Origin of the sequence: Mycobacterium sp. GA-1199, assembly GCF_001500045.1 — a bacterium.
Taxonomy (GTDB): Bacteria; Actinomycetota; Actinomycetes; order Mycobacteriales; family Mycobacteriaceae; genus Mycobacterium.
In genome coordinates, this window is the sequence record NZ_LQIX01000004.1 from 47,120 (window position 1) to 69,235 (window position 22,116).

Here is a 22,116-nt window from a genome sequence, read left to right on the forward strand (position 1 = left end):
GACGGGTGGACACCGCTACGCCGCCCGCCTTCGGTGCGCACCTGGTCAGGGAGAACGGCGCCCCTCCGCCCGAGGTGCCGCTGTCCGAGGTGGACCTGGGCTCGTGGAACTTCTGGGTCAAGCCCGACGACTTCCGCGACGGCGCCTTCGCCACGCTGCGCCGCGAGGCGCCCGTCTCGTTTCACGCTCCGCTGGAGACCCCCGGTGTGCAGGAAGGTCCCGGCCATTGGGCGATCACCAAGTTCGACGACGTCTGGTATGCCAGCAGGCATCCGCATATCTTCAGCTCGAGTCCGAGCATCACCATCAACGATGCGAACCCGGAACTGTCGGAGTATTTCGGCTCGATGATCGTGACCGACGATCCGCGGCATCTTCGCCTGCGCAACATCGTCAGTCGTGCCTTCACGCCGAGGGTGGTGGCGCGCACCGAGGCCTCGGTCAGAGACCGTGCCCGGCGCCTCGTCGAAGGAATGATCGCCGAACATCCCGACGGCCACGGCGAGGTCGTCGCGGAGTTGGCCGGGCCGCTGCCCCTGCAGGTGATCTGCGACATGATGGGCATCCCGGAGGCCGACCACCAGCAGATCTTCCACTGGACCAACGTGATCCTGGGCTTCGGGGACAAAGACATCGCTCAGGACTATGAGGAGTTCGTCAAGGTCGCGATGGACATCGGCGCCTACGCGACCGCTCATGCCGAGGATCGTCGTGCGCGTCCCCAGGAGGACCTGACGACCGCGCTGGTGGAGGCCGAGGTCGACGGAGAGCGATTGACGTCGGCCGAGATCGCATCGTTCTTCATCCTGTTGGTGGTGGCCGGCAACGAGACCACCCGCAACGCGATCAGCCACGGCGTGCTGGCGCTCACCCGCTACCCGCGCGAGCGCGAGCGCTGGTGGGCGGACTACGAGGCCGTCGCCCCCACCGCGGTCGAGGAGATCGTCCGGTGGGCGTTCCCGGTGAACTACATGCGCCGCACCCTGACCGAGGACTGTGAACTCAGCGGTGTCACGATGTCTGCGGGCGACAAGGCCACGCTGTGGTACTGCTCGGCGAACCGCGACGAGGACAAGTTCGCCGACCCGTGGACGTTCGACGTGACGCGCAACCCCAATCCGCACGCCGGATTCGGCGGTGGTGGCGCCCATTTCTGCCTGGGCGCCAACCTCGCCCGGCGCGAGATCAGCGTCGTCTTCGAGGAGCTGCACCGGCAGATACCCGATATCGCCGCCACCGAGGAACCGGCGAGGTTACTGTCGCCGTTCATTCACGGGATCAAACGCTTACCGGTGTCCTGGACGCCGCCTCGATGAGCTCGTCGCGGCGGCGACACGTTTCGAGACCTGGTTGGCCGATCGCCTGTGTCGTCAGCTGCGCCATGGGTAACCAACGGTCATGCAACCCGATCACTTTCGTACCCTGCTGACCTCGAACGGCCCCTACGCCTCGGTGTACTTCGACGACTCCCACAACACCGCCGACGCGGCGGCCCAGATGGACCTGAAGTGGCGCGCGTTGCGTGAGCAACTCGAGGAGCAGGGCGCCGACCCGGCGGTGACCGAGAGCATCGAGCAGGCCATCACGGACGCGACGCCCCCGGTCGGGCCCAGCGGTCGCGCGGTCGTGGCCAGCGCCGACGGTGTCCTGGTCAACGAACAGCTCATTCGGCCCATCGAGCCCGTCGTCCGGGTCTCGGCGCTGCCCTACATCGTCCCGGTCGTCGAGCACGGCCTCGACCGCCCGACGTACGCCGTCGTGATCGTGGACTACGAGGGTGGCGACATCACGCTGTACCGCGAGGGCACCGCGGTATCGGACACCGTCGACGGTGACGCCTACCCGGTGCACAAAGCATCTGGCGCGGACACACCGGGTTACGGCGACCCGCAACGCACCAGCGACGAAGCGCGTCAACAAAACATCCGGGCCGTCGCCAACCAGCTGACGACGCTGGTCGACGACGCCAAACCCGAAGTCGTATTCGTCGTCGGTGAGGTGCAGTCTCGCACCGACCTGGCCGCGCAACTACCCGAGCGGGTCGCTTCGCTGTTGGTCGACGTGGCTGTGGGGGCGCGGCAGAGCGGTTTCGACGACGCCGACCTGCAGCACGAGATCGATCAGGAGTTCCAGCGTCGCCGCGTCGCCGCGATCGACGATGCCGCACAACGCTTGACCGCCGAGCTCGGACGCGGTGAGGGCATGGCGACCGAGGGACTCGACGGTGTGACGGCGGCGTTGCGGGCCGGCGCGGTCGAAACCCTGATCATCGGTGACGTCGGAGACGCGACCGTCGTCGCCGGCGATGACCTGACCACGGTCGCGCCGAACGCCAACGTGTTGTCCGAGCTCGGCACGGCACCGAGCCAGACACTGCGGGCCGACGAGGCGCTGCCGATGGCGGCGATCAACACCGGAGCCGCGTTGATCCGCACCGACGAACGCATCGATCCGGCCGACGGCGTCGCCGCGATCTTGCGGTACGCCTTGCCCCGCTGACGCCAGCGAGGCTCAGCGGGCGCCGACGATGTTGGCCAGCGCGGCGATCGGCGTGTCGTCGAGATGCTGGCAGAGCTCGAGCGCGTGCCCGAAAACCCGCTGCGCTCCGGCCTTTTCGAGCTCACCACGGGAGACTCCCCCGCTGAGCACACCGATGCTGTCGACGCCCGCGCGTTTACAGGCTTCGACATCCCAAACGGTGTCGCCGACGAAAACGGCGTGCGAGGCCGTCACCCCCGCGCGCTCGAGAGCGACCTCGACGATGTCGGGCTCGGGTTTGGCGGTGTCCACATCCTCCGATGAGGTCACCGCGAACACCAGGTGGTCGCTGTCGAGCACCTCGCGCAGCATTGACAGCTCCTCTTCGGGGGCCGAGGTCGCCAGCACGACGCGGATGTCGAGTTTGTGCACCGCTTCGAGCAGACCGCGCGCGCCCGGCAGCCGCCTCAGGTGCGGCGCCAACTCCTTGTAGTAGCGCGAGTGCAGGTCTTTGGCCTGGCTACGCGCCTCCGCGTCGGCATCGGCTGCCAGAGTGTTGACCAGCGTCGTGCCATCCATCCCGATGGAGCGGTGGATGCGCCAGGCCTCCACGGGGTGACCGGCCTCCTCGAACGCCCGATACCAGGCATGCACATGCAGATAGTTCGAGTCGACCAGGGTGCCGTCGATATCGAAAAGGACGGCCGAGATGGTCTTGGCTTGGCCGGTCACGACCGGTGGTGCTGCTCGGGGGCCCGTTTGGCGTCGGGACGCGCGGTGAGATCGTCTCGCACACCGTCGGTCTTGGTGGTCGACGGATCGGCGGCGGAGTCGGACGCGCGGGTGTTCGGGTCCAGGGCATCGGCGCGAGCGCGCTGCTCGTCGAGTTCGTCGCGCTTGGTGTTGACCGCGTTGCGGTGCGTCTGGGCGGCATCCTGTAGCCGGGCCGCCTCGGCGGCCTTCGCCTCCGCCTCGGCCTGGGCGGCGCGGGCGCGTGCCTCGGTTTCCTGCGCGACGGTCTCGCGCTTCTGGAGATGATGCGACTTCTCGTCGACCTCTGTGCGGAGCCGCTCGGCCTCCATACGGCGGCGCTTGTTGCGCGCGTTGCGCGCCAGGACCGCCACCAGCACGATCGCGGCGATCAGAGCGATTGCGACGATGATCCACACGATGGCGTTGTTATCCATGTCGGCTCCTTTGGTCTGTCGAGCCGGCTCGTTGACGAACCCGCTAATTCTGCGTGTGCCCGGGCGGCAGCTCACCTAAACGGCGGCGCGTCAGACAACCCGTTGGCGGTCGGGACACGGTGGGCGCCCGGTTCTTCGACTGTGGCTTGGAAGCGGCCGTCGAGCAGCTCAGTTCGACCCCGTCGGCGCACTGCGACTACCTGTCGAGTGAGTGAAAGCGCCGCAGCGGAGCGGGATTTCAGGCCGCGGCGGCGTTGTCGCGTGACGCTAGAGAGTCGCGGTCAACGGTCCGGACGGTTCGCAGACCGGCTCCGGCGGATTGCCCGACGTCGAGCAGCCCCGGCCGGTCGCCACATATGTCGCTCCCGGTTGATACGGCGAGTAGTACGCCCGCGCCGTCAACAAGCCGTTGTTCTGCACGCAATTCTCCGGACCCGCGTTGCCCTGAAGTTCGACGCAGGCGATCGACTGATACGGGGTGCCGCCGTCACAGGCGGACGGCGACATCGTCACCGCCACCATGTCTGTCCCCGCCACGTGGACGACATGCGGGGCGGAGAGGGTGAAGGAGCAGGGTGGATCGCCCGGATCGGCGCCAGCCGTCGCGGTGACCGACGCACAGCTCACGGCGACCGCGAAACCCGCGACCATCAGCGACCTGATCATTCCCGGATCGTAGGTCAAGGTGCCACCTTCGCGCGGCCCTTCTCGCCGCGCACCCCCTCTATTCGCGAGCAGCGTGCGGGTCTGCACACGACGCGCCGCGATCTGGCCGCACTTTGCGCACCGTCGGCGGTCAATGAGTGTGCGAGTCTGCATCAAAGGAGTCAGCTCCGAACGGGTCAACGCACGCAGCCTGCCCTCTACTGCGGAGTTTGCGCACGATCGCCGGCCGACGAGGGTGCGAAAACGGCTGACTTTCGGCGGTGTGTCGTGCGCAGACGCGCACGGTCGCGGGGGCTTGGGCGACGTCGGGGGCTTGGGCGACGTCGCGGGGCTCAGGCGACGTAGCGGGTGAACCAGTCCTGCACACGACGCCACGCATCGGCCGCGGCGGTCGCGTTGTAGCGCTCCCCGGTGTCGTTGAAGAACGCGTGATTGGCGTCGGGTTCGGTGACCAACTCGAAAACCAGACCGGCCTTTTCCAGCGCCGCCCTCGCGACGGGCTCGGTGGCATTCACCCGCTGATCCTGCGCCGCGTAAATACCAAGCACGGCAACGTCTTTCGATCCAGAGAAGTCGGGGTTGTCGGGTGTTGGCCCGTAGAACGGGACAGCCGCCGACAGCCGGGGTTCGCCCGCGGCCAGCAGCCGCCACACATAACCGCCGCCCATGCAGAAGCCGACGGCGGCAATCCTTTTCCCGGGTACGCGCCGCTGCAGTTCGTCGATGCCTGATCTCAGATCCGCGACCGCGTCTTGCGGCGGGATCTTGCCCAGCGCCGCCGTCGCCTCCGCGGGATCGGCGAACATCGAGGTTCCGCCCTGGGCCGACAGCAGGTCGATCGCCAACGCGGAGTAGCCGATTCCGGCGAACCGACCCGCCACCGAACGGATGTAGTCGTTGAGCCCCTTGTTCTCGTGGATCACGAGAACGCCACCACGGACGTCCGGGGCCTCGGCCCAGGCGGCCTGCAGTTCGCCGCGAGGTCCCTCCCAGGTGACCGGAGTGGTGGGCACCGCGGTCTCACTGCCCGGCGGCGGGGCGCTGTGCGTGACTGCGCCGCTGGACGTGGCCGGGGTGTCGGACTTCTGCTCCTGGTTCTGGCCACACGCGGCGAACAACGCCGTGGCGCCCGCGGTGCCGACGCCGAGCAGCGCCAGCCGGCGCAGCGCCTCGCGCCGAGACAGCAGTCCTTCGACGTGGTCGGTGGCGATCTCTTCGGCGATGTACCGCTGGATGGGGGTCATCCCAGCGAGTATGCCCCGATGCAGACGCCGCCGGAACCCACTGCCCGGACAGGTGGCCGCTCGGATAAGTGCATGTCAGCGGAGTTAGTAGACAAATTGTCGAATCTGTTCACGGATGCGATTGACAGGCTAATCGCCCGGGCTGTTCTATGGCGGGGTGACCTACGACACGATCATCCGCGACGGCCGCTGGTTCGATGGCACCGGCGCTCCGTCGGCGATCCGCAACCTCGGCATCCGTGCGGGTCGTGTGGTGGCGGTCAGCCCCAACGATCTGGACGCGACCGGTTGCCCGCAGATCATCGATGCGACGGGCAAATGGGTCCTGCCCGGCATGCTCGACATCCACACCCACTACGACGTGGAGGTGCTCAACGGTCCCGCCCTCGCGGAGTCGCTGCGTCACGGTGTGACCACGGTGATGCTCGGGTCCTGCTCGCTGTCGACGGTGCACGTCGACGCCAGCGACGCCGGTGACATCTTCGGCCGGGTGGAGGCGATCCCCCGCGACCACGTGATCGCCGCGGTCGAACGGCACAAGACCTGGTCGAACTGCGAGGAATACATTCAGGCGTTGGAGTCCCGGCCGCTGGGCCCCAACATCGCGGCGTTCATCGGACACTCCGACATGCGCGCCGCGATCATGAGACTCGACCGCGCCACGCGTAAAGATCAGCGCCCGACCAAGCCCGAGCAAGCGCAGATGGAGCGCTGGCTGTCGGAGGCGCTGGAGGCCGGCTTCGTCGGAATGTCGTCACAGCAGCTGCTTTTCGACAAGCTCGACGGTGACGTGTGCCGGTCGAGGACTCTTCCGTCGACCTATGCCAAACCGCGCGAACTACGTCGGCTCAAGGCACTGCTGCGTCGCAGCGGCCGGGTTCTGCAGTCGGGCCCCGACATTCAGAACCCTCTCAATCTCGGCTCGCAGCTGGCGCAGTCGCTGGGCATCCTCCGCAAACCGCTCAAGACCAGCCTGCTGTCGGCCGCGGACGTGAAATCGAACCCGTACAGCATCCACGCGCTGGGCCCGGCCGCCCGGCTGGTCAACAAGCTCGGCGGGAACTTCCGTTGGCAGCACCTGCCGGTCCCGTTCGAGGTCTATGCCGACGGCATCGATCTGGTGGTCTTCGAGGAGTTCGGCGCGGGCGCGGCGGCGCTGCATCTGCGCGACGAGGTCGAGCGCAACGAGCTCATGCGTGACGCGGCTTACCGGCGCCGGTTCCGCAAGGAGTACGAGAGCAAGCTCGGAATCCGGGTGTGGCAGCGCGATTTCTTCGACGCCGAGATCGTCGCCTGCCCGGACGCGTCGATTGTCGGCAAGTCGTTCGGCCAGGTCGGTCAGGAGCGCGGCGGCGTGCATCCCGTCGACGCCTTCCTGGACCTGGTGCTCGAACACGGCACGGCGCTGCGCTGGCGCACCACGATCTCCAACCATCGACCCGAGGTGCTCAAGAAGCTCGCCGCGGATTCCGGTATCCAGATGGGCTTCTCCGACGCCGGTGCGCACCTGCGCAACATGGCGTTCTACAACATGGGTCTGCGGTTGCTGCGCCACGCGTACAGCGCCGAACGAGCCGGAAAGCCGTTCATGACGGTCGAACACGCGGTTCACCGGCTCACCGGTGAGCTGGCCGATTGGTATCGCCTGGACGCCGGGCACCTCCGTATCGGCGACCGGGCCGACGTTGTGATCGTCGACCCCGCCCACCTCGACGACTCGCTGGACGCGTACGCAGAAGAGCCTGTCGACCACTACGGCGGGTTGTCGCGAATGGTCAACCGCAACGACGACACGGTCTCGGGTGTGTTTGTCGGCGGCCGAGCGGTCTTCCTCGACGGCAAACCGACCGATCTGGTCGGTCAACGGCGGACCGGACGATTCCTGCGCGCGGCGCACAAGGCGCCCGCGCTTGTCGAGCTGGAAGGTGAATTGGCCGGTGTCGGTTGAGGATACGGTTCTGGGCATGTGGAAGGCGCTGTCGGCGCGTGACTGGGAGGCGGTCAAGAGCTTTCTGTCCGACGACTGCATCTACCTCGACATGCCGGTAGGTCCGGCAGCTGCTGCGCGCGGGCCGGAGGACATCGTCAAGCGGCTCAAGATCGGCTTGGAGCCGCTGGCCTCCTACGAGAACTTCACGGGATTGCTGGTCGACAACGGTACCGACGTGATGTACGAGCATTCCGAGGAATGGCATTGGGCCACCGGTGAATCGGCGGTGCTTCAGTTCGTCAGCGTGCATCGCGTCGAGGACGGCAAGATCACGTTGTGGAAGGACTACTGGGACATGGGAGCACTGGCCAACAACGCCCCGCCCACGTGGATGGAGGACTTCGCCAACGCCGATATGAGCTGGGTGTTCGACGCGACTGGGCTGGTCTGACTCGGTCCGCGGCCGCGCGGCGGCGTGCGAGAACCTAGACGCTCCAGGCCAACCGGAACTTGTCGGCAGCCTGCTCAGCGCTGAGGTCACCGAAGTTCTTGTGCTCGTAGCGACGTACCGCCACCACGGCGTCGACAACCGCATCGCCGAGGATGCTCCGCATCAGCGAGGACCGCTCGAGCGCGTCGACCGCCTCGGCCTGGTTCTGAGCCATCGTCACGATCCCGGCCCGCCGCCGTTGCTCATCGGTCAGAGTCGAGGGATCGACCGTCGTCTCCGGCGGTGGTGTCAGCTTGCGTTCGATGCCGTCGAGGGCCAGCCCGAGGATCGCCGCCGTCGCCAGGTACGGGTTGGCCGACGGATCGACGACCTTGACTTCGACGTTGGCCCCCTGCGGATTGCTGACGCCGCCGATCAGGAAACGCACTGCGGCCTCGCGGTTCTCGGTGCCCCAGCAGACCGAAGCCCCCGACCAGTGACCGGGTTGCATGCGCTGGCCGGACAACACGGAACCGGCGAGCACGCCCTGAGCCTCGGGCAGGCCGGCGAGCAAACCCGCCAGCGCCGATTCCCCCTCCGGTGTCAGGCCGTTGACGCCGTCACCGTCGGAGAACAGCGGGACATCGTCGCGCCGCATCGAGAAGTGTTGGTGCGAACCCGATCCGACCTCTCCTGCGAACGGAACCGGCGACAGGCTCACCCGCATTCCGTACCGCCGCGCTACCCGCCCGATGATGATCCGCATCAGCACGAGCGCATCGGCGGCCGCAACCGGCGGCAGTGGCGCCAGCGAGATCTCGAACTGGTTGACGCCGTACTCGGGATGGAACTGCTCGATCGCAACCCCCGATGCGGTTGCCGCGTCGGTGACGTCACGGACGAACCCCTCGAACTCCAACAGCCCGGCCAGGCCGTATTGGGCCCACAGGTGCGACGGCAACCGGCTGCCGTCGGACCCGACGAGCACGAACTCCATCTCATGGCCCACGACCGTGCTGATTCCCGCATCGGACAGCCGATCCGCGACCCGTCCGAGCGCGCCGCGCGTGCAGTACGCGTCGGGGGTGCCGTCCTGGTTGAAGAAATTGCCTGGCGCCCAGGCTAATCCGTCACCAAGGATACGTAGTGCGGCGAGGTCGATGCGGATCCGCTGATCCCCCACCACGCCGATGTCGTTGCCGAAGACGATTCCGCTCTGGTCGATCGCGAAAACGTGCCACACCGGGCTGGCGCCGAGACCGGGGTCGGCGAACGTGCCCATTCGGCGCAGTGGCACGGTCTTGGCGAGCGTGAGCCCGGCGCCGTTGACGACCGTGCCGATGAGGGTCGCCACCCCGTCGGATTCGAGCTGGGCGATCGCCGCCGCCGCGAGCGGTTTGGCTGCCCCTGCGTTCACGACAGCCATTGTGCGCGCCCCCGCTGCGGCCTACAGCGTGATCTTGCAGCTTTGGCCGATGTCGAGCGTGCGCAACATGCGCCCCATGCCGAGCCACATCGCGCAGGACAGCGCCAGATCGGTGAGCAACTCTTCAGAGAAGTGCTCGCGGCAACGCTGCCAGAAGTCCTCGTCGTCGCGCAGGCCGGTGTGGTCGCCGGCGAAGCGTTCGGCGAACTCGGCGGCGATGCGCTCCTGCGCGCTGTAGCCGGGCCACGTCCGCCATTCGGCGGCGTGATCGTAGAGATCCTCGTCGACGCCGGCCGCCAGACCTTCGGAGTCGCGGGTGTTCTGGCACACCACGCATTCGTTATCCAGAGCGATGACCATCCGCGCCAGTTCGCGAACCCGCATCGGCAGCCGGTTCTTCGTGTAAACCGCATTGGTGAAGCCGGCCATCGCGATGCCGATATCCGGCGACTTCGTCACCCAGGCGGCCGCGTCATCGTCGGCGAAATCTCCGATTCGACTCATGGCCGCATCGTACGCCCGCGGTCGTCGAATTGGAACGCGTTCTAGTTCTCGGATCGGCGCAGTCAGCTGGTGGCGATCAGCTGGGCGCGGTCGTCGGTCCAGTCGCGCTGCAGGAGCATTCGGTGCGCGATGCGCTCCAGTGCGACCTCGACCTGGAACCGGTCCGGGCGCCCTTCGAAGGACGGTGACGTTGCCAACTTCTCGACGATGCGGCCCACGATCGCCGTCGAGATCGCGTCGACCTTCCGGACCCCGTCCTGGGTCAGCCAGAGCCGTTCGCCGGTGCGAAGCGCCAGGCCGCGTCGCACCAGATCATCGAAGGCCGGCTCGATGATCTCGTAAGGCACGCGGAGTCGTTCGGCGATGTCGGTCAGCGTCGCCGAGCCGAATACCTGGTTCTGCCGGTAGATCTGAAGCAGCGCCCACATCTGACTGACGTCGAGGTCGCACCCGGATTCGCGGGCCAGGCTGCGCAGTCGGATCTCCGGTGAGTCGCGGAACAGCCGGCCGACGGCCACTTCGAGGATCTTCTCGGGCGATTCGGTGCCCGGCATGCCGAAGCCCTCACCCAGGTCCGAGGCCGACACCGTCTCCACCTCCCGCAGCTGCACCTCCTTGAGGAACAGCGAAACGACGAAGCCCACTACCGCCACGGGCACCGCGTACAGGAAAACGCGACCCAGCGAGTCGGCGTAGGCGTCGACGATCGGTGCGGCCATCTGCGGACTGAGCATGTGAAGCGCCTGCGGCGACTCCGCTGCGCGCGGCGGCGCACCGCTGGCGGCCAGCGCGGGTCCGATCCGGCTCGCGAGGAAGTTGGCGAACAGGCTGCCGAAAATCGCTGCGCCGAAGGAGCTTCCGATGGTTCGGAAGAAGGTGACTCCCGATGTGGCGACGCCGAGGTCGCTGAAGCTCGAGGTGTTCTGCACGACCAGCACCAGCACCTGCATGCACAGTCCGATCCCGGTGCCGAGGATGAACAGATACAGCGACTGTTGCCAGGTCGGCGTCGCGGCGTCCATACCGGACAACAACAGGAACGCGACCGCCATGGTCGCGGTGCCCGCGATCGGGAAGACCCGGTATCTGCCGGTGCGGCCGACGATCTGGCCGCTGCCGATGGAGGTGATAAGCATGCCCGCGACCATCGGCAGGGTGCGCAGACCCGATGTCGTCGCCGAGACACCATTGACGAACTGCATGAAGGTCGGCAGGAACGTCAGGGCGCCCAGCATCGCGAAGCCCACGATGAACCCGAGGATGCAGCACACCGTGAACACCGGGCTGGCGAACAACCGGATCGGCAGGATCGGTTCGGCGGTATGGAGTTCCACCCACACGAACACCGCCAGGGCCGCGACCGAGCCCACGAACAACGCGATGATGGGGGCCGACGACCACGCGTACGTGCTGCCCCCCCAACTCGTGGCCAATGTCAGCCCGGAGGCGCCCAGTCCGACGAAGATGATGCCCGCGTAGTCGATGACGGCCTTTCCGGATTTGGCCAGCGGCGGGATCGCCACCGCCGCAACGGCGAGCACCACCAGCGCGATGGGCACGTTGATCCAGAATGCCCAGCGCCAGCTGAGGTGGTCGGTGAAGAAGCCGCCGAGCAGCGGCCCGATCACGGTCGTGACACCGAACACCGCGCCGAGCGCTCCCTGGTAGCGACCGCGGTCGCGCAGGGGGATGACCTCGCCGATCAACGCCATCGCGGTGACCATGATGGCGCCACCGCCGACGCCCTGCAGAGCCCGGGAGGCGACGAGCATGGTCATCGAACCGGCCATACCGCACAGCACCGAACCGGCCAAGAAGAACAGCACCGCGGCGCCGAACACCGTCTTGCGGCCGAACAGGTCACCCAGCTTGCCGACGATGGCCGTGACGATGGTGGACGCCAGCAGGTAACTCGTCACCACCCACGACTGGTGGCCCGCGCCGCCGAGGTCGGCGACCACTGTCGGCAGAGCGGTCGCCACGATCGTCTGATCCAGCGCGGCCAGCAGCATCCCGAGCAACACCGCGACGAAGATGGCGTTGCGGCGCCTCGGGCCGATATCCGCGCCGCCGGCGTCGGGATCGGCGGCCGCTGTCGTGGCCTGACTCGTCACTGCTTCCCTTCCGATGCGAACCCTTCAGCCATATCGTTAGCAAGGCTATGAAAGTTACGCGCCGGGAGAGGGTTGCCCTCGCGAGCGTGCACAAAACGCGCTACGAGCGTGCGCGAAACGCTGCAAGAGTGCGGCGTGTCATGCGCAGACGCGCACGTTCGCGCCAACAGGGAGTGTGGTGGGAGGCGCTACAGCGAGGTCGGCGGGCGCGATACGCACTGGGCCGAGTAGAGCTCGTCGCCCAGCTTGTCCATCAGTTGCAGCTGCGTCTCGAGGTAGTCGATGTGCTCCTCCTCGTTGTAGAGGATCTTCTCGAGCAGTGTGGCCGAGGTCGCGTCACCCTTCTCGCGGCACATGATGATGCCCGGGCGCAGACGCTCGAGCACCTCGTACTCGATCGCAAGGTCGGCCTCGAACTGCTCACGCAGGGTCTGGCCAATCCGCAGCGAGAAGAGTCGCTGATAGTTGGGCAGCCCGTCGAGGAGGAGAATTCGGTTGGTTATGTCCTCCGCGTGATTCATTTCTTCGAACGACTCTTTGCGCGTGTATTCGGCGAGTTCGGTGAAGCCCCAATTCGCCTGCATCTTCGAATGCAGGAAATACTGGTTAATGGCCGTCAGTTCGCTCGTCAATTGCTCATTGAGCAGTTTGAGGACATCCGGATCGCCTTGCATGATCGCTCCTAGGCACTTGAGGGCTGGTCAAGAATCGCTGTCGCTCGTGCAACTCCCACGCTAGTGCAGTTACGGCGCGCAAGCGCGCTTTAAAAGCTGCGCGAGGCGTGTTTTCCCGTGGATTCTCAACCGCTCCGGCAACTCGAGGCGCAGATCCGAGACCTACTCTGGACTGCCTAGGCTAAGTAAGGTTAGACTGCGCTAACCATTGGCGAGGGCACGGGCGAGACGGGAAGAATCGATGGGTCAGTACGATCTGCACTCATTGATTTTGGCGTGCGACTTTCGCGTCGCCGATGTCGAACGAATGTGGCAATGGCTCAAAAAGCGGCGCGATAATTTGCAGTCGATCGGCGCCCATCATGTCGTCGTGTATGAGTCGATCTGGGAGCCGAACCGCGTCCTGGTGACAATTGGAATTCGCAACGCGCGGTCAATTCGTGACGTTCTCCGGTCATCGGCGGTTTTCGAGTGGTTCGACACCGCCGGGGTCGATGACATCCCGCCGATCTTCGGTGGCGAAGTCGTCGAGAAGATCGACCTCTACCCGCCTTCGCCCGCCGACCACGTCGGCCGGGTGATCGTGGGCGTCATGTCGTCGGTGGAGGACGTGTCGGCCCTGATGGTGAAGGTCCACGACGGTGTCGAACGCTTCAAGCGCGGCGGAGTGCGCAAGATCTGGGTCTACCGTGCGCTCGACGACGGGCAGGAAGTCATGATCCTGCAGGAGATCGAGGACGAAGCCGCCGCCCGGCAGTGGATCGATCACCCGGACGCGGCCGCGGAGTGGATGTCCAATGTGGGACTGGGTCCCTATCCGAGCCACTTCATCGGTCGGTTCGCCCACTTGATGAGCATCGACGGGCAGGGGTGACGGGGCGCCATGTTCGTCTGTCTGTGTATGGGGATCACCAGCCACGATGTGAGCGAATGCGTTGCCAATGGGGCGCGCACCTCCAAGCAGATCGCCGAGGCCTGCGGCGCCGGAGGCGACTGCGGGCGGTGCCGGCGCACTCTGCGGGCGATCATCGCGGCGCACTGCGAGGCCGACGACGCAGCGCCCAAAGCGGTGAGCCGCTAGCGTCGCGTCACTGGTCGCGCTTGGCGGTGAAGTCGGCCAGCGCGCTCGCGTTCGCCGCTGCGCCCATCAACACCGCAAAATGTTCGTTCTCCCGTGCCGTGGCGGCGTTGATCCCCTCGCGGGTCGGCGCCGTCATCGTCTGCTTGACCGCCATCAGACTCGCGATGGGCCGCGACGCGAGGATTTCGGCGTGCCGGCGCGCCTCGGTCAACAACTCCTCGGGTGAGCACACCTTCCAGGCCAGGCCCATCCGGTGCGCCTCGGCCGCATCCACCCACTCCGACGACATCAGCAGCCATGCGGCGTTCTGCCGACCGATCAGCCGCGGCAACAGATACGACGAGGCCGCCTCGGGTGCCACGCCAAGGCTGGTGAACGGGGTCTTGAGCCGCGCGTCGGCCGACATGAAAACCAGATCCGCGTAGCCGAGAATCGTTGCACCGATGCCGACGCCGACCCCGTTGACCGCACAGATCAACGGTTTGGGGAAATCGGCGAGCGCGTCGATCATCGTGGTGAAGTGGCTGCCCTGTTCGTTGAACGCGGGATCGGTGATGCGCCTGTGCATCTCGTTGAGGTCGTTGCCGGCGCTGAACGCGCGCCCCTCGCCGGTCAGTAGCACGACGGCGACCTCGTCATCGGCGGCCGCATCCTTGAGCGCGGTCCCGGTCGCGAGGTACAACTCCTCGTTGAACGCGTTGAGCACCTCGGGCCGGTTCAGGGTAAGCGTGCGAATCCGGTTGTCGTCGTCGATCCGCAGGGTCGTTTCAGCCACCGCAGCAGATTAAGCGTTACCCGTTGCCCTAGACCCGGGTGGGTGCGACAAGCGTGCGCGCTCGGCCACGGCCAGCCGTGACGGCATCGTCGAGTGATGTCATGACTCGCCCTGTGTCACTGCGCTATTGGTGAACGGAGTCCGGTACACGTAGCGACTGGTCGGGACCGTGTCGACGTCCCGATTCGCGCCGAATGCCGACGTGCTGGCCACCATGCGCTCCATGCGCCTGCGTAACTCGTCGTCGTCGGCCGCGGCGAAGAACGCGTGCAGATCGGACAGCGCAGTGGAGGGAAAGAGTTCCTCGACGATCGCCGCGACCGGCGGTGCGCCCGGCGTGAGAGCACGCACGACGGCGTTCTGGGTGTAGCCGAACGTCGACTGGGTCTCGATGGCCACGGGAGTGTGGTCGATGTGCCAGCGGGTCAACCAGGTCGCCTCGTCCAGGTCGGCCGGCCTGCGCAGCAGTGCGACGTTGGCGAAGCCCTCGGTCCGCTCCCCCGGCGCGGTATCCGGTGGGTCCAGCGGCACCGATTCGGTGACCAGGTAAGCGGCCACCTCGTCGGCCTCCTGCCGGAGCCGTGCCACGGCGTCGGTGACCTGAACGCCGTAGGACTGCTGGGTCCACAGGCTGACGAAGCCGACCACAGGCGGGTCCAGGGTGGTCAGCGTCATCAGCGAGTCGCGGACCACGCCGTCGCGCACGTTGACCGTCACACCAGGAGTGCCCAGGCTCAGCAGATCGGGGACGACCAGCTGGTGCAGACGCGCACACCAGGCGTCGTCGGTGTCGGCGCCCCGCAGCGTGATGACGACTTTCTCCACGAAGCGAACCTAACGCGTCGCGGCGGTCAGGCTTCCAACCGCTCGCGGATGCGCGCCAGCCGCTGCCTCAGCTCGATCTCGTCGATGACGCCCCGGGCCACCAGCGAGTGCGCCAGCGCCACCAGTTGGCTCTCGGGGTAGGGCAACTGGGCGTAGCGCGTCGCCGTCAACACGTCCTCCTCGTCGCGGCGCGCCTTGAAGTTTGGGACGCCGGCCTCGCAGGTCGCCCGGTCGAGGGCGTCGCACAGTCCGTCCAGGCTCGTCTTCCACGGCGGCACAGGGTTTTGCACCCCGTATTTCGCCGCCATGCGCGACCAGACCTGATTGCGCTCGACGATCTCCTCGAGCGGGGCGACCGTGGTCTGTTCGATACCGGGATCCGGTGTGCCGCTCATGCTTCCGAGGCGGGGTGGACGGCCGGACGGGTGTCGGTGATGACGTTGGTGGTGACGCCCGGCTTGGGCAGGGCGACGCCGATGAGACAGTCACGCGTGACGATTTCGGCGAGTTGCTCCTCGGTCCAGTCCTCGGTGCCCTCGGGGCGCATGGGCATCACCATGAAGCGGTGCTTCTGGTTGGAATCCTGGACGCGAACGGTCACCTCGTCGGGCAGGTACAAGCCGAACTCCGCCAGCACCTGACGCGGCCACCGAACCATTCGCCTGCGGTAGTTGGGCGTGCGGTACCACTCCGGTGAGTTGCCCAGGATGGGCCGCGGATAGCAGGAGCACAGCGCGCACACGATCACGTTGTGCACGTCGGGTGTGTCGGCGAGAATCTCGAAAGCTGTGAAATCACTGGGGGTTCCGAATCCGGTCGGCTCCATCCAGTCGACGCCGACCTCCTTGCTGGCGGTCATGGGTTCGGCGAGCGCGAGCTTCTTGAACTCGGGATCCAGCCATGCCCTGGCGACCAGCGTGGCCGCGGGCATCGGCCCGATCTGTTCGGCGAACTCGGTGAAGCGGCGATGCTCCTCGGCGGTGAAGATGCCCTTCTCGATGCACAGTTCGCGCAACGCGATCTCGAGCACCTCGAAGTCGGTGATCTCGTCGACCATCGGTGCCACCGTGCGATCGTGATCGTGATCGTGGTCTGTCATGAGGCGGCCTCCAGCCAGTGCTCGGGGATCTCGGTCTGTATGACGTCGTCGCCGGTGCCGGTGTAGCCGTGCCACAACTCCGACATGTTGAACCGCACGACGTAGAACCATTCCGGTTTGGCCGGGCGGTCCCAGGTCTCGTCCTCGGCCGCCGGGCTTTCATAGGCGACGGTCGCGATCTCGCCGCGTGCCCCGCGCACGTATTCGGGTGTGCGGGTGTAGAAGATCACCGGGAGCTCGCGCACCAGCACCGCATCGCCGGCTTTGAACTTGGGTTCACCGGCCTGCCCGGCATAAACCTGCGGGTCGCCTTTGCCCACCGCGTGCTTGTGGTGGGCGTTGCGCTTGACGTCCGCCCCGTCGCCTTCGCACTTCGGCTTGGCTTCCAGCTTCTTACCGGCCAGTCCACCCTCGTAGCGCGCCTTGACCTCTGCCATTCGCTCACTCAACTCGGTCAGGCCGATGTGGTGCTTTTCGACCAGCACGCGGGCGACGGCCAACAGCCAGCGGCCGTAGTACGGCAGCCCCAGATACTCGGCTCTGCCCACATCGACGTTGCCGATGCGGCGGCGTTCCTCGGAGAGCCAGATCCCGCGCCAGGCCAGCACTTCGCAGATGACATACGTCATGTGCTCCCAGAGCTCGTACTGCTTGTTCTCGTACTTGATCGGCGCATCCGGTTCCCCGCCGACGTCGTGGACGGGTTTGAGATATGCGGTGATCCGGTTGTGATCGAGTAGATCCGGTGTCGGCGCATCCGGCAGTTCGGGATAAGCCGATTTCAACCGGGCCACCAGGTCGAGTTGCGCTGCTCGCTCGGCCGCCGTGCTCATGACGATTCCCTTCGTTGCCCTGGCCGAGCCACCGTCGATGTGCACGGGTCAACTCGGTGGTTCCCATGGGACGGGGTGCTCGTGATACGTAACGGCGGACTGTCATCGGCTGTCGATGCACACGCGACAGCGATATCCGCCACCGGCACCTCCGATGCTGTCACCCGCCGACCCCGTCGGCTGACTCTAACGCCGGACCCGAGTCGGTGCAGGCGAATCGAGCGAGGGTCCCCACCGGCTCACACGGGTGGCGGGCTTGTGCTGTGGCACATGAGCTTTGAGATCGCGGTGCGCGGCAGTCCGGCGGTGGCCGGTCACATCCCCGCAACATCGGAAAATTGACGCGTGTGATGGGCCGGCGATGCCGTGCCCAACCGTCAGAATGAGTACGTGAGCACCCGCAGCAGGGTCATCGACGCCCTCCGGCCCACCATGCCCGAACCGTGGGCGGTGGTCAGGAGCCTGCTCGGGGTTTTGGCGGTCGCCTCGATCACGCTGCTGTGGGACTCCGGCGCGACCGCTGTGTGGGTAGCAGGCGCGGGGGCGGTCGCCGGCGCCGTCGCCCTGCAGGACAGCCCGGGCGGGCGGATCGCCCGGGTGCTCGTCGTCGCGGTGCAAATGAGCCTGGCCGTCTTCCTCGGATCCCTGCTGTCTTCGGTGGACGCCGCGTTCATCGTGGTGCTGGCGCTCTGGTGTTTCGGGGCTGGATTGCAGTGGGCTGTCGGGAACAACGCGGGGCTGGTGGCCGCCGCGGGAGGAGCCCTGTTCGCGATCGCGCCGCCGCTGGCTCCGTCGGTGTCCTCGGTTCTGGTCCCGACCGCCCTGACGATCGTCGCCGGTGCCCTGCAGGCGGGGTTGATCGCGGTCTGGCCGCCGCAGCGATGGCGCACTCAACGCGAGGCCCTCGCCGACGCATACGGGGCGCTGGCCTCGGACGCGCGTGAGCTCGCCCACGACGCGGAGACGCCCGCCGGCGCGACGCTGAAACCGTCGTTGCGCGATGCGTTCATCGACACCCAGGCGGGCCGCCGACCCGAGGCGTACCGCGGTGGACACCGACTGCCCGAACGGATCATGGCGACACTGCGGATGCTGCGTGGCACCCCGGTCGGGGACCGCGACGATGTCGCCCGGGTGCTGGCGGCCGCGGCCGAAGTGCTCGACGCGATCGCCGACCACACCCACGTCGCTCGGCGCAACGCCGAGCACGGCCTGGTTCGGTTGGATGCCGCGGCGGACGCACTGGACCTGCCGGAAAGTCCTGACGTGAAACGGCTTTCGCAGCAACTGCACGAAGCGGCGGAATTGCGTTTCCCCGATCTGTACCGGCCCGACCTGATCAGCCCCGCGCGTGGGGCGCTGACCTCCGTCCGTTCCCACATGACCTTGACGTCACCCCTTTTTCGGCACGCCATCCGGCTCTCCGGGGCGGTCGCGCTCGCCGCGTGTGCGGACCGACTCGCTCCTGTCGCGCACGGTTACTGGATCGCGCTGACCGTGCTCATGGTGTTGCGCCCGGAGACCGCTCACACCTACACACGTTGCGTCGGTCGGCTCGCCGGCATCGGGACGGGGGTCGTCGTCGCTTCGGTGATCGTGATGCTGGCGCATCCCACGGGTCTGATCGCCGCCGCACTTGCGACGCTGGGACTGGCGGCGACATACGCCGCGACCAAGACGGGTTACATCGCCACCAGCGCGGCCCTGGCCGCATCGGTGGTGTTCCTTCTCGAAATCGACGCAGCCACTTCCGGAGCCACCCTCGAGGACCGGTTGTTCTCGATCGTGGTCGGTGGCGGACTCGCGGTCGTGGCACACGTCGCGTTGCCCGACCACGCGCTGACCCGGTTGCATCACCGCGCCGGCGAACTTCTCAAGACCGAGATCGATTACGCCGCAACGGTAGTCAGAGCCTATGTCCACCCCCTCGACCGTCCGGCCGACGCCGTGTCATCGGCGTGGCAACACGCCTATCGGGCTCGCGCCGGATTCGAAGCCGCATCGGGTGCGACCCGAATGGAATCCCGCGAGCTGCGTCGGTGGTTGCGGTCGTACCGCACCGCGTTGAACGCCGTCACCATCTCGTGCACCGCGCTGGAGGCAAATCTGCCGAATCGGCCGCCGCCCACGTTGACTACCGAGTTCATCGCCGCCGTGGACGATTTCGTCGATGCGCTGCGCGGGGCCCCGCCGAATCCGGGAACACCGTGGACCGTGGACATCGCGGCCTTGACCGCGGCCAATCAGCAGGTGCGGGAGAAGGCCGAGGGGCTCTCCGGCGACGACGGCGCCGCCCGCGTTCTGGTCGCCGAGATCGGCGCGATCACTCGCAGCTTGTCGGGCATCGCCGCTATCCGCGAGCCCACCTCGGCTCGATGAACACGCCCTCGGCTTCCACCGTCACACCCTCGTCATCGGCGAGAAAACCCGTCGCATAGGACTTGATGCCTTCGGACCTCGTGGTCGTCGCCTCGGCGTGCAGCCGCCCGAGGCGGGTCGGTCGCAGATACCGCAGCGTGATGGTTCCGGTGAAGCGGGGATTGATCGAGTTGGCGGCCACCTCACCGAGCACGTGGTCCAGGATCAGTGCCGAGATTCCACCGTGCACATGTCCCGGCGGCCCCTCGTAGGCGGCGCCGAGTTCGAAGTCGGTGTACACCCTGCCGTCGGAACCGTGCTCGATGGTCAGCGGCGGTGCGATCGGGTTGCGGAGTCCGATCACCGGGTTGCCCCACGGCAGCCGGTCGCCACCGGTGGTGAAACGCACGCCGAAGGGTCCGTCGATCTGTCGTGACCGCAGAACCGCCGTCGCGTTGTCGATCTGCTCGCGGACCGCCGACACCGTATCGGCGTCCACCTCGGTGCGGATTGTCGCATCGATCAGCTGTCGGACCGATGCGGCGAGCGGGCCGTAGACAGCGCGCATGCGGTCGATCTCCGCTGCCGGTATATCCCCGATGTCGGTGAACTCCACCACGCAAGCACTAGAACACGTTCCAGCGCGGGTTGTCGAATCGCTCGTCGCGCCTGGGCGCGAGCGCTCAAGCAGGTACGGATCGCGGGCCCCAAACCGTACCAGGGTGTGCGCTGAGTCCCCGCGAGGCCGCGGCGGAGTCTGCTCGCAACCCTCGCGGCCGCTGTTCGGGTGAATTATCGTGCCGTTCATGAGCATCTCGCTCGGCGACGAGACCTACTACGACCTCGGGTCGTATCACCGGCCGATCGACAGCCCGTCGCCCCAGGCGCAGCTGTGGTTCGACCGCGGGATGGTGTGGTGTTACGCGTTCAACCACGAGGAGGCCATCCGCTGCTTCGAGCGGGCACTGGAACTGGATCCGGGATTGGGGATCGCACGTTGGGGCATTGCGTACGCGATCGGACCGAACTACAACAAGGGTTGGGACGCCTTCGATCCCGTCGATGCGGCCGCATCGCTGGCACGCGCCAAAATGGAGCTGCAACTGGCCGCCGACCATCGCGCATCACCGGTTGAGCGCGGCCTGATCGCAGCGCTGCAGACCCGCTTTCCCACCGACGATCCGGACGACACCGAGGCGCTCGAAGCCGGTGGCGCACACTATGCCGACACGATGACAGCGCTGGCGCAGGCCTATCCCGACGACGTCGATGTGCAGGCCCTTGCCGCCGATGCGCTGGTGAATGTGACGGCATGGGCGTTGTGGGACACCAGAACCGGTGAACCCGCACCGGGCTCGCGTGTAGTGGCGGCCAAACGGATCCTCGACGATGCACTGGCGACCGGGGCGGGCCGCGCGCATCCCGGGATCCTGCACCTCTACGTGCACACGATGGAGATGTCTGCGTCCCCGCAGGATGCGCTGCCCGCTGCCGACCTGCTGCGCGATCTGGTGCCCGACGCCGGGCACCTGCAGCACATGCCGAGCCACATAGACGTGCTGTGCGGCAACTACCGCGACTCGGTCGTGGCCAATCAGGTGGCCATACAGGTGGATCGCCGGTTCGTCGAACGCCAGGGTCCGCTGAACTTCTACTCCCTGTACCGGGCACACAACCTGCACTTTGTGGTGTATTCAGCGATGTTCGAAGGCAATTCACGCGCCGCGTTCGCCGCCGCCGATGAGCTGGCCGCCCAGCTGAGCCCCGAGCTGCTGGCGATCGAGTCTCCGCCGATGGCCGACTGGCTGGAGGCGTTCGTGCCGCTGCGCACCCATGTGATGGTGAGGTTCGGCCGCTGGGACGACCTGATATCCCAACCCCTGCCCGATGATCGGCAGTTGTACTGCAGCACTGTGGCGACCATCCACTACGGGCGCGGTGTCGCGCACGCCGCCACCGGCAACCTCGAACAAGCCCGCGCCGAGCGCGCGGCGTTCACCGAAGCCTACGGCCGCATACCCGAGAGCCGATATCTGTTCAACAACACCGTGATCGACATCCTGGCCATCGCCCGCGAGATGCTCGACGGTGAGATCGCTTACCGAGCAGAGGATTACGACACTGCCTTTGCGCATCTGCTCCGAGCGATCGAACTCGACGACGCGCTGCCCTACGACGAACCCTGGGGCTGGATGCAGCCGACTCGCCACGCCTACGGCGCCCTGCTGCTCGAACAGGGTCGCGTCCAGGAGGCCGCCGCGGTCTATGCCACCGACCTCGGGCTCGATCCCACGCTGCCCCGGCCGTGCCAGCATCCGAACAACGTGTGGAGCCTGCACGGCTATCACGAATGCCTGCAGCGGCTGGGCCGTGACGCCGAGGCGTCGATCATCGGTCAACAGCTCACCCTGGCTGTGGCGCGCGCCGACGTCCCGGTCCGCGCCTCCTGTGCCTGCCGGCTGGACGTTCCCCCGGACTGCTGCCACTGATCC

22 protein-coding genes are annotated in these 22,116 nt (G+C 66.8%); 8 read left to right on the forward strand and 14 right to left on the reverse strand.

What is annotated here, in order from left to right; all coding sequences use genetic code 11:
• The first annotated feature begins 5 nt into the window (after window positions 1-5).
• Window positions 6-1,316 carry a cytochrome P450 gene (locus tag AU198_RS04675; RefSeq protein WP_064346340.1) on the forward strand — a complete coding sequence of 437 codons (1,311 nt, stop codon included), beginning with the start codon at window positions 6-8 and terminating at the stop codon, window positions 1,314-1,316.
• A gap of 82 nt (window positions 1,317-1,398) precedes the next feature.
• On the forward strand, window positions 1,399-2,499 hold the full coding sequence (locus tag AU198_RS04680; RefSeq protein WP_064346341.1) for an Rv2629 family ribosome hibernation factor: 1,101 nt from the start codon (window positions 1,399-1,401) through the stop codon (window positions 2,497-2,499).
• A gap of 12 nt (window positions 2,500-2,511) precedes the next feature.
• Here the strand turns inward: AU198_RS04680 and AU198_RS04685 are convergent, their stop codons facing one another.
• The 4 genes from AU198_RS04685 to AU198_RS04700 all read right to left on the reverse strand — a co-directional run bounded on the left by AU198_RS04685 (window position 2,512) and on the right by AU198_RS04700 (window position 5,575).
• Window positions 2,512-3,210, reverse strand: coding sequence for an HAD family hydrolase (locus AU198_RS04685; RefSeq protein WP_064346342.1), 699 nt, complete (start codon window positions 3,208-3,210; stop codon window positions 2,512-2,514).
• Window positions 3,207-3,665, reverse strand: coding sequence for a hypothetical protein (locus tag AU198_RS04690; RefSeq protein WP_064346343.1), 459 nt, complete (start codon window positions 3,663-3,665; stop codon window positions 3,207-3,209). The genes AU198_RS04685 and AU198_RS04690 overlap by 4 nt, the downstream gene beginning before the upstream one ends.
• Window positions 3,666-3,932: 267 nt before the next feature.
• Window positions 3,933-4,331: a hypothetical protein gene (locus AU198_RS04695; protein WP_064346344.1), complete on the reverse strand. Its 399-nt coding sequence runs from the start codon at window positions 4,329-4,331 to the stop codon at window positions 3,933-3,935.
• A 332-nt stretch (window positions 4,332-4,663) separates the two neighbouring features.
• Window positions 4,664-5,575, reverse strand: a complete 912-nt coding sequence (locus AU198_RS04700; RefSeq protein WP_064346345.1) for a dienelactone hydrolase family protein — start codon at window positions 5,573-5,575, stop codon at window positions 4,664-4,666.
• A 157-nt stretch (window positions 5,576-5,732) separates the two neighbouring features.
• On the opposite strand from AU198_RS04700, the gene AU198_RS04705 reads away from it, so the two are divergent.
• Window positions 5,733-7,523, forward strand: coding sequence for an N-acyl-D-amino-acid deacylase family protein (locus AU198_RS04705; protein WP_064346346.1), 1,791 nt, complete (start codon window positions 5,733-5,735; stop codon window positions 7,521-7,523).
• Window positions 7,513-7,956, forward strand: a complete 444-nt coding sequence (locus tag AU198_RS04710) for a nuclear transport factor 2 family protein (RefSeq protein WP_064346347.1) — start codon at window positions 7,513-7,515, stop codon at window positions 7,954-7,956. The genes AU198_RS04705 and AU198_RS04710 overlap by 11 nt, the downstream gene beginning before the upstream one ends.
• Before the next feature lie 34 nt (window positions 7,957-7,990).
• Here the strand turns inward: AU198_RS04710 and AU198_RS04715 are convergent, their stop codons facing one another.
• The 4 genes from AU198_RS04715 to bfr all read right to left on the reverse strand — a co-directional run bounded on the left by AU198_RS04715 (window position 7,991) and on the right by bfr (window position 12,653).
• Complete coding sequence (locus AU198_RS04715; RefSeq protein WP_156431489.1) at window positions 7,991-9,352, reverse strand: glutamine synthetase family protein; 1,362 nt, start codon at window positions 9,350-9,352, stop codon at window positions 7,991-7,993.
• A gap of 30 nt (window positions 9,353-9,382) precedes the next feature.
• Window positions 9,383-9,865 (reverse strand): carboxymuconolactone decarboxylase family protein, encoded by a 483-nt coding sequence (locus AU198_RS04720; protein WP_064346349.1) that lies wholly within the window; start codon window positions 9,863-9,865, stop codon window positions 9,383-9,385.
• 62 nt (window positions 9,866-9,927) lie between these two features.
• Entirely contained in the window at window positions 9,928-11,979 is a 2,052-nt protein-coding gene (locus AU198_RS04725) for an MDR family MFS transporter (protein ID WP_064346350.1), read from the reverse strand.
• 188 nt (window positions 11,980-12,167) lie between these two features.
• On the reverse strand, window positions 12,168-12,653 hold the full coding sequence (gene bfr, locus AU198_RS04730) for a bacterioferritin (RefSeq protein WP_064346351.1): 486 nt from the start codon (window positions 12,651-12,653) through the stop codon (window positions 12,168-12,170).
• Between the two features lie 241 nt (window positions 12,654-12,894).
• Between bfr and AU198_RS04735 the strand changes: the two genes are divergently transcribed.
• Together AU198_RS04735 and AU198_RS04740 are read left to right on the forward strand one after the other, a co-directional pair.
• On the forward strand, window positions 12,895-13,527 hold the full coding sequence (locus AU198_RS04735) for a hypothetical protein (protein WP_064346352.1): 633 nt from the start codon (window positions 12,895-12,897) through the stop codon (window positions 13,525-13,527).
• Between the two features lie 9 nt (window positions 13,528-13,536).
• Window positions 13,537-13,734 carry a (2Fe-2S)-binding protein gene (locus tag AU198_RS04740; protein WP_064346353.1) on the forward strand — a complete coding sequence of 66 codons (198 nt, stop codon included), beginning with the start codon at window positions 13,537-13,539 and terminating at the stop codon, window positions 13,732-13,734.
• A gap of 7 nt (window positions 13,735-13,741) precedes the next feature.
• Here the strand turns inward: AU198_RS04740 and AU198_RS04745 are convergent, their stop codons facing one another.
• From AU198_RS04745 to AU198_RS04765, 5 genes are all read right to left on the reverse strand, one after another.
• On the reverse strand, window positions 13,742-14,509 hold the full coding sequence (locus AU198_RS04745; protein WP_064346354.1) for an enoyl-CoA hydratase/isomerase family protein: 768 nt from the start codon (window positions 14,507-14,509) through the stop codon (window positions 13,742-13,744).
• A 99-nt stretch (window positions 14,510-14,608) separates the two neighbouring features.
• On the reverse strand, window positions 14,609-15,334 hold the full coding sequence (locus AU198_RS04750; protein ID WP_064346355.1) for an EthD domain-containing protein: 726 nt from the start codon (window positions 15,332-15,334) through the stop codon (window positions 14,609-14,611).
• 26 nt (window positions 15,335-15,360) lie between these two features.
• Window positions 15,361-15,729, reverse strand: a complete 369-nt coding sequence (locus AU198_RS04755) for a hypothetical protein (protein WP_064346356.1) — start codon at window positions 15,727-15,729, stop codon at window positions 15,361-15,363.
• Window positions 15,726-16,433 (reverse strand): thiocyanate hydrolase subunit gamma, encoded by a 708-nt coding sequence (scnC, locus tag AU198_RS04760; RefSeq protein ID WP_064346357.1) that lies wholly within the window; start codon window positions 16,431-16,433, stop codon window positions 15,726-15,728. Before scnC ends, AU198_RS04755 begins: the two co-directional genes overlap by 4 nt.
• On the reverse strand, window positions 16,430-17,266 hold the full coding sequence (locus tag AU198_RS04765; protein WP_064346414.1) for an SH3-like domain-containing protein: 837 nt from the start codon (window positions 17,264-17,266) through the stop codon (window positions 16,430-16,432). Before AU198_RS04765 ends, scnC begins: the two co-directional genes overlap by 4 nt.
• Before the next feature lie 432 nt (window positions 17,267-17,698).
• Here AU198_RS04765 and AU198_RS04770 point away from each other — a divergent pair, with 432 nt between their 5' ends.
• A complete protein-coding gene (locus AU198_RS04770; protein ID WP_156431493.1) occupies window positions 17,699-19,645 on the forward strand; it encodes an FUSC family protein in 1,947 nt (648 codons plus the stop codon).
• Here AU198_RS04770 and AU198_RS04775 read toward each other — a convergent pair.
• Window positions 19,617-20,243, reverse strand: a complete 627-nt coding sequence (locus AU198_RS04775; protein WP_064346358.1) for a PaaI family thioesterase — start codon at window positions 20,241-20,243, stop codon at window positions 19,617-19,619. The two genes, AU198_RS04770 and AU198_RS04775, sit on opposite strands and share 29 nt — an antisense overlap.
• 187 nt (window positions 20,244-20,430) lie before the next feature.
• Between AU198_RS04775 and AU198_RS04780 the strand changes: the two genes are divergently transcribed.
• Window positions 20,431-22,113 carry a tetratricopeptide repeat protein gene (locus AU198_RS04780; RefSeq protein ID WP_064346416.1) on the forward strand — a complete coding sequence of 561 codons (1,683 nt, stop codon included), beginning with the start codon at window positions 20,431-20,433 and terminating at the stop codon, window positions 22,111-22,113.
• Window positions 22,114-22,116 lie beyond the last annotated feature (3 nt).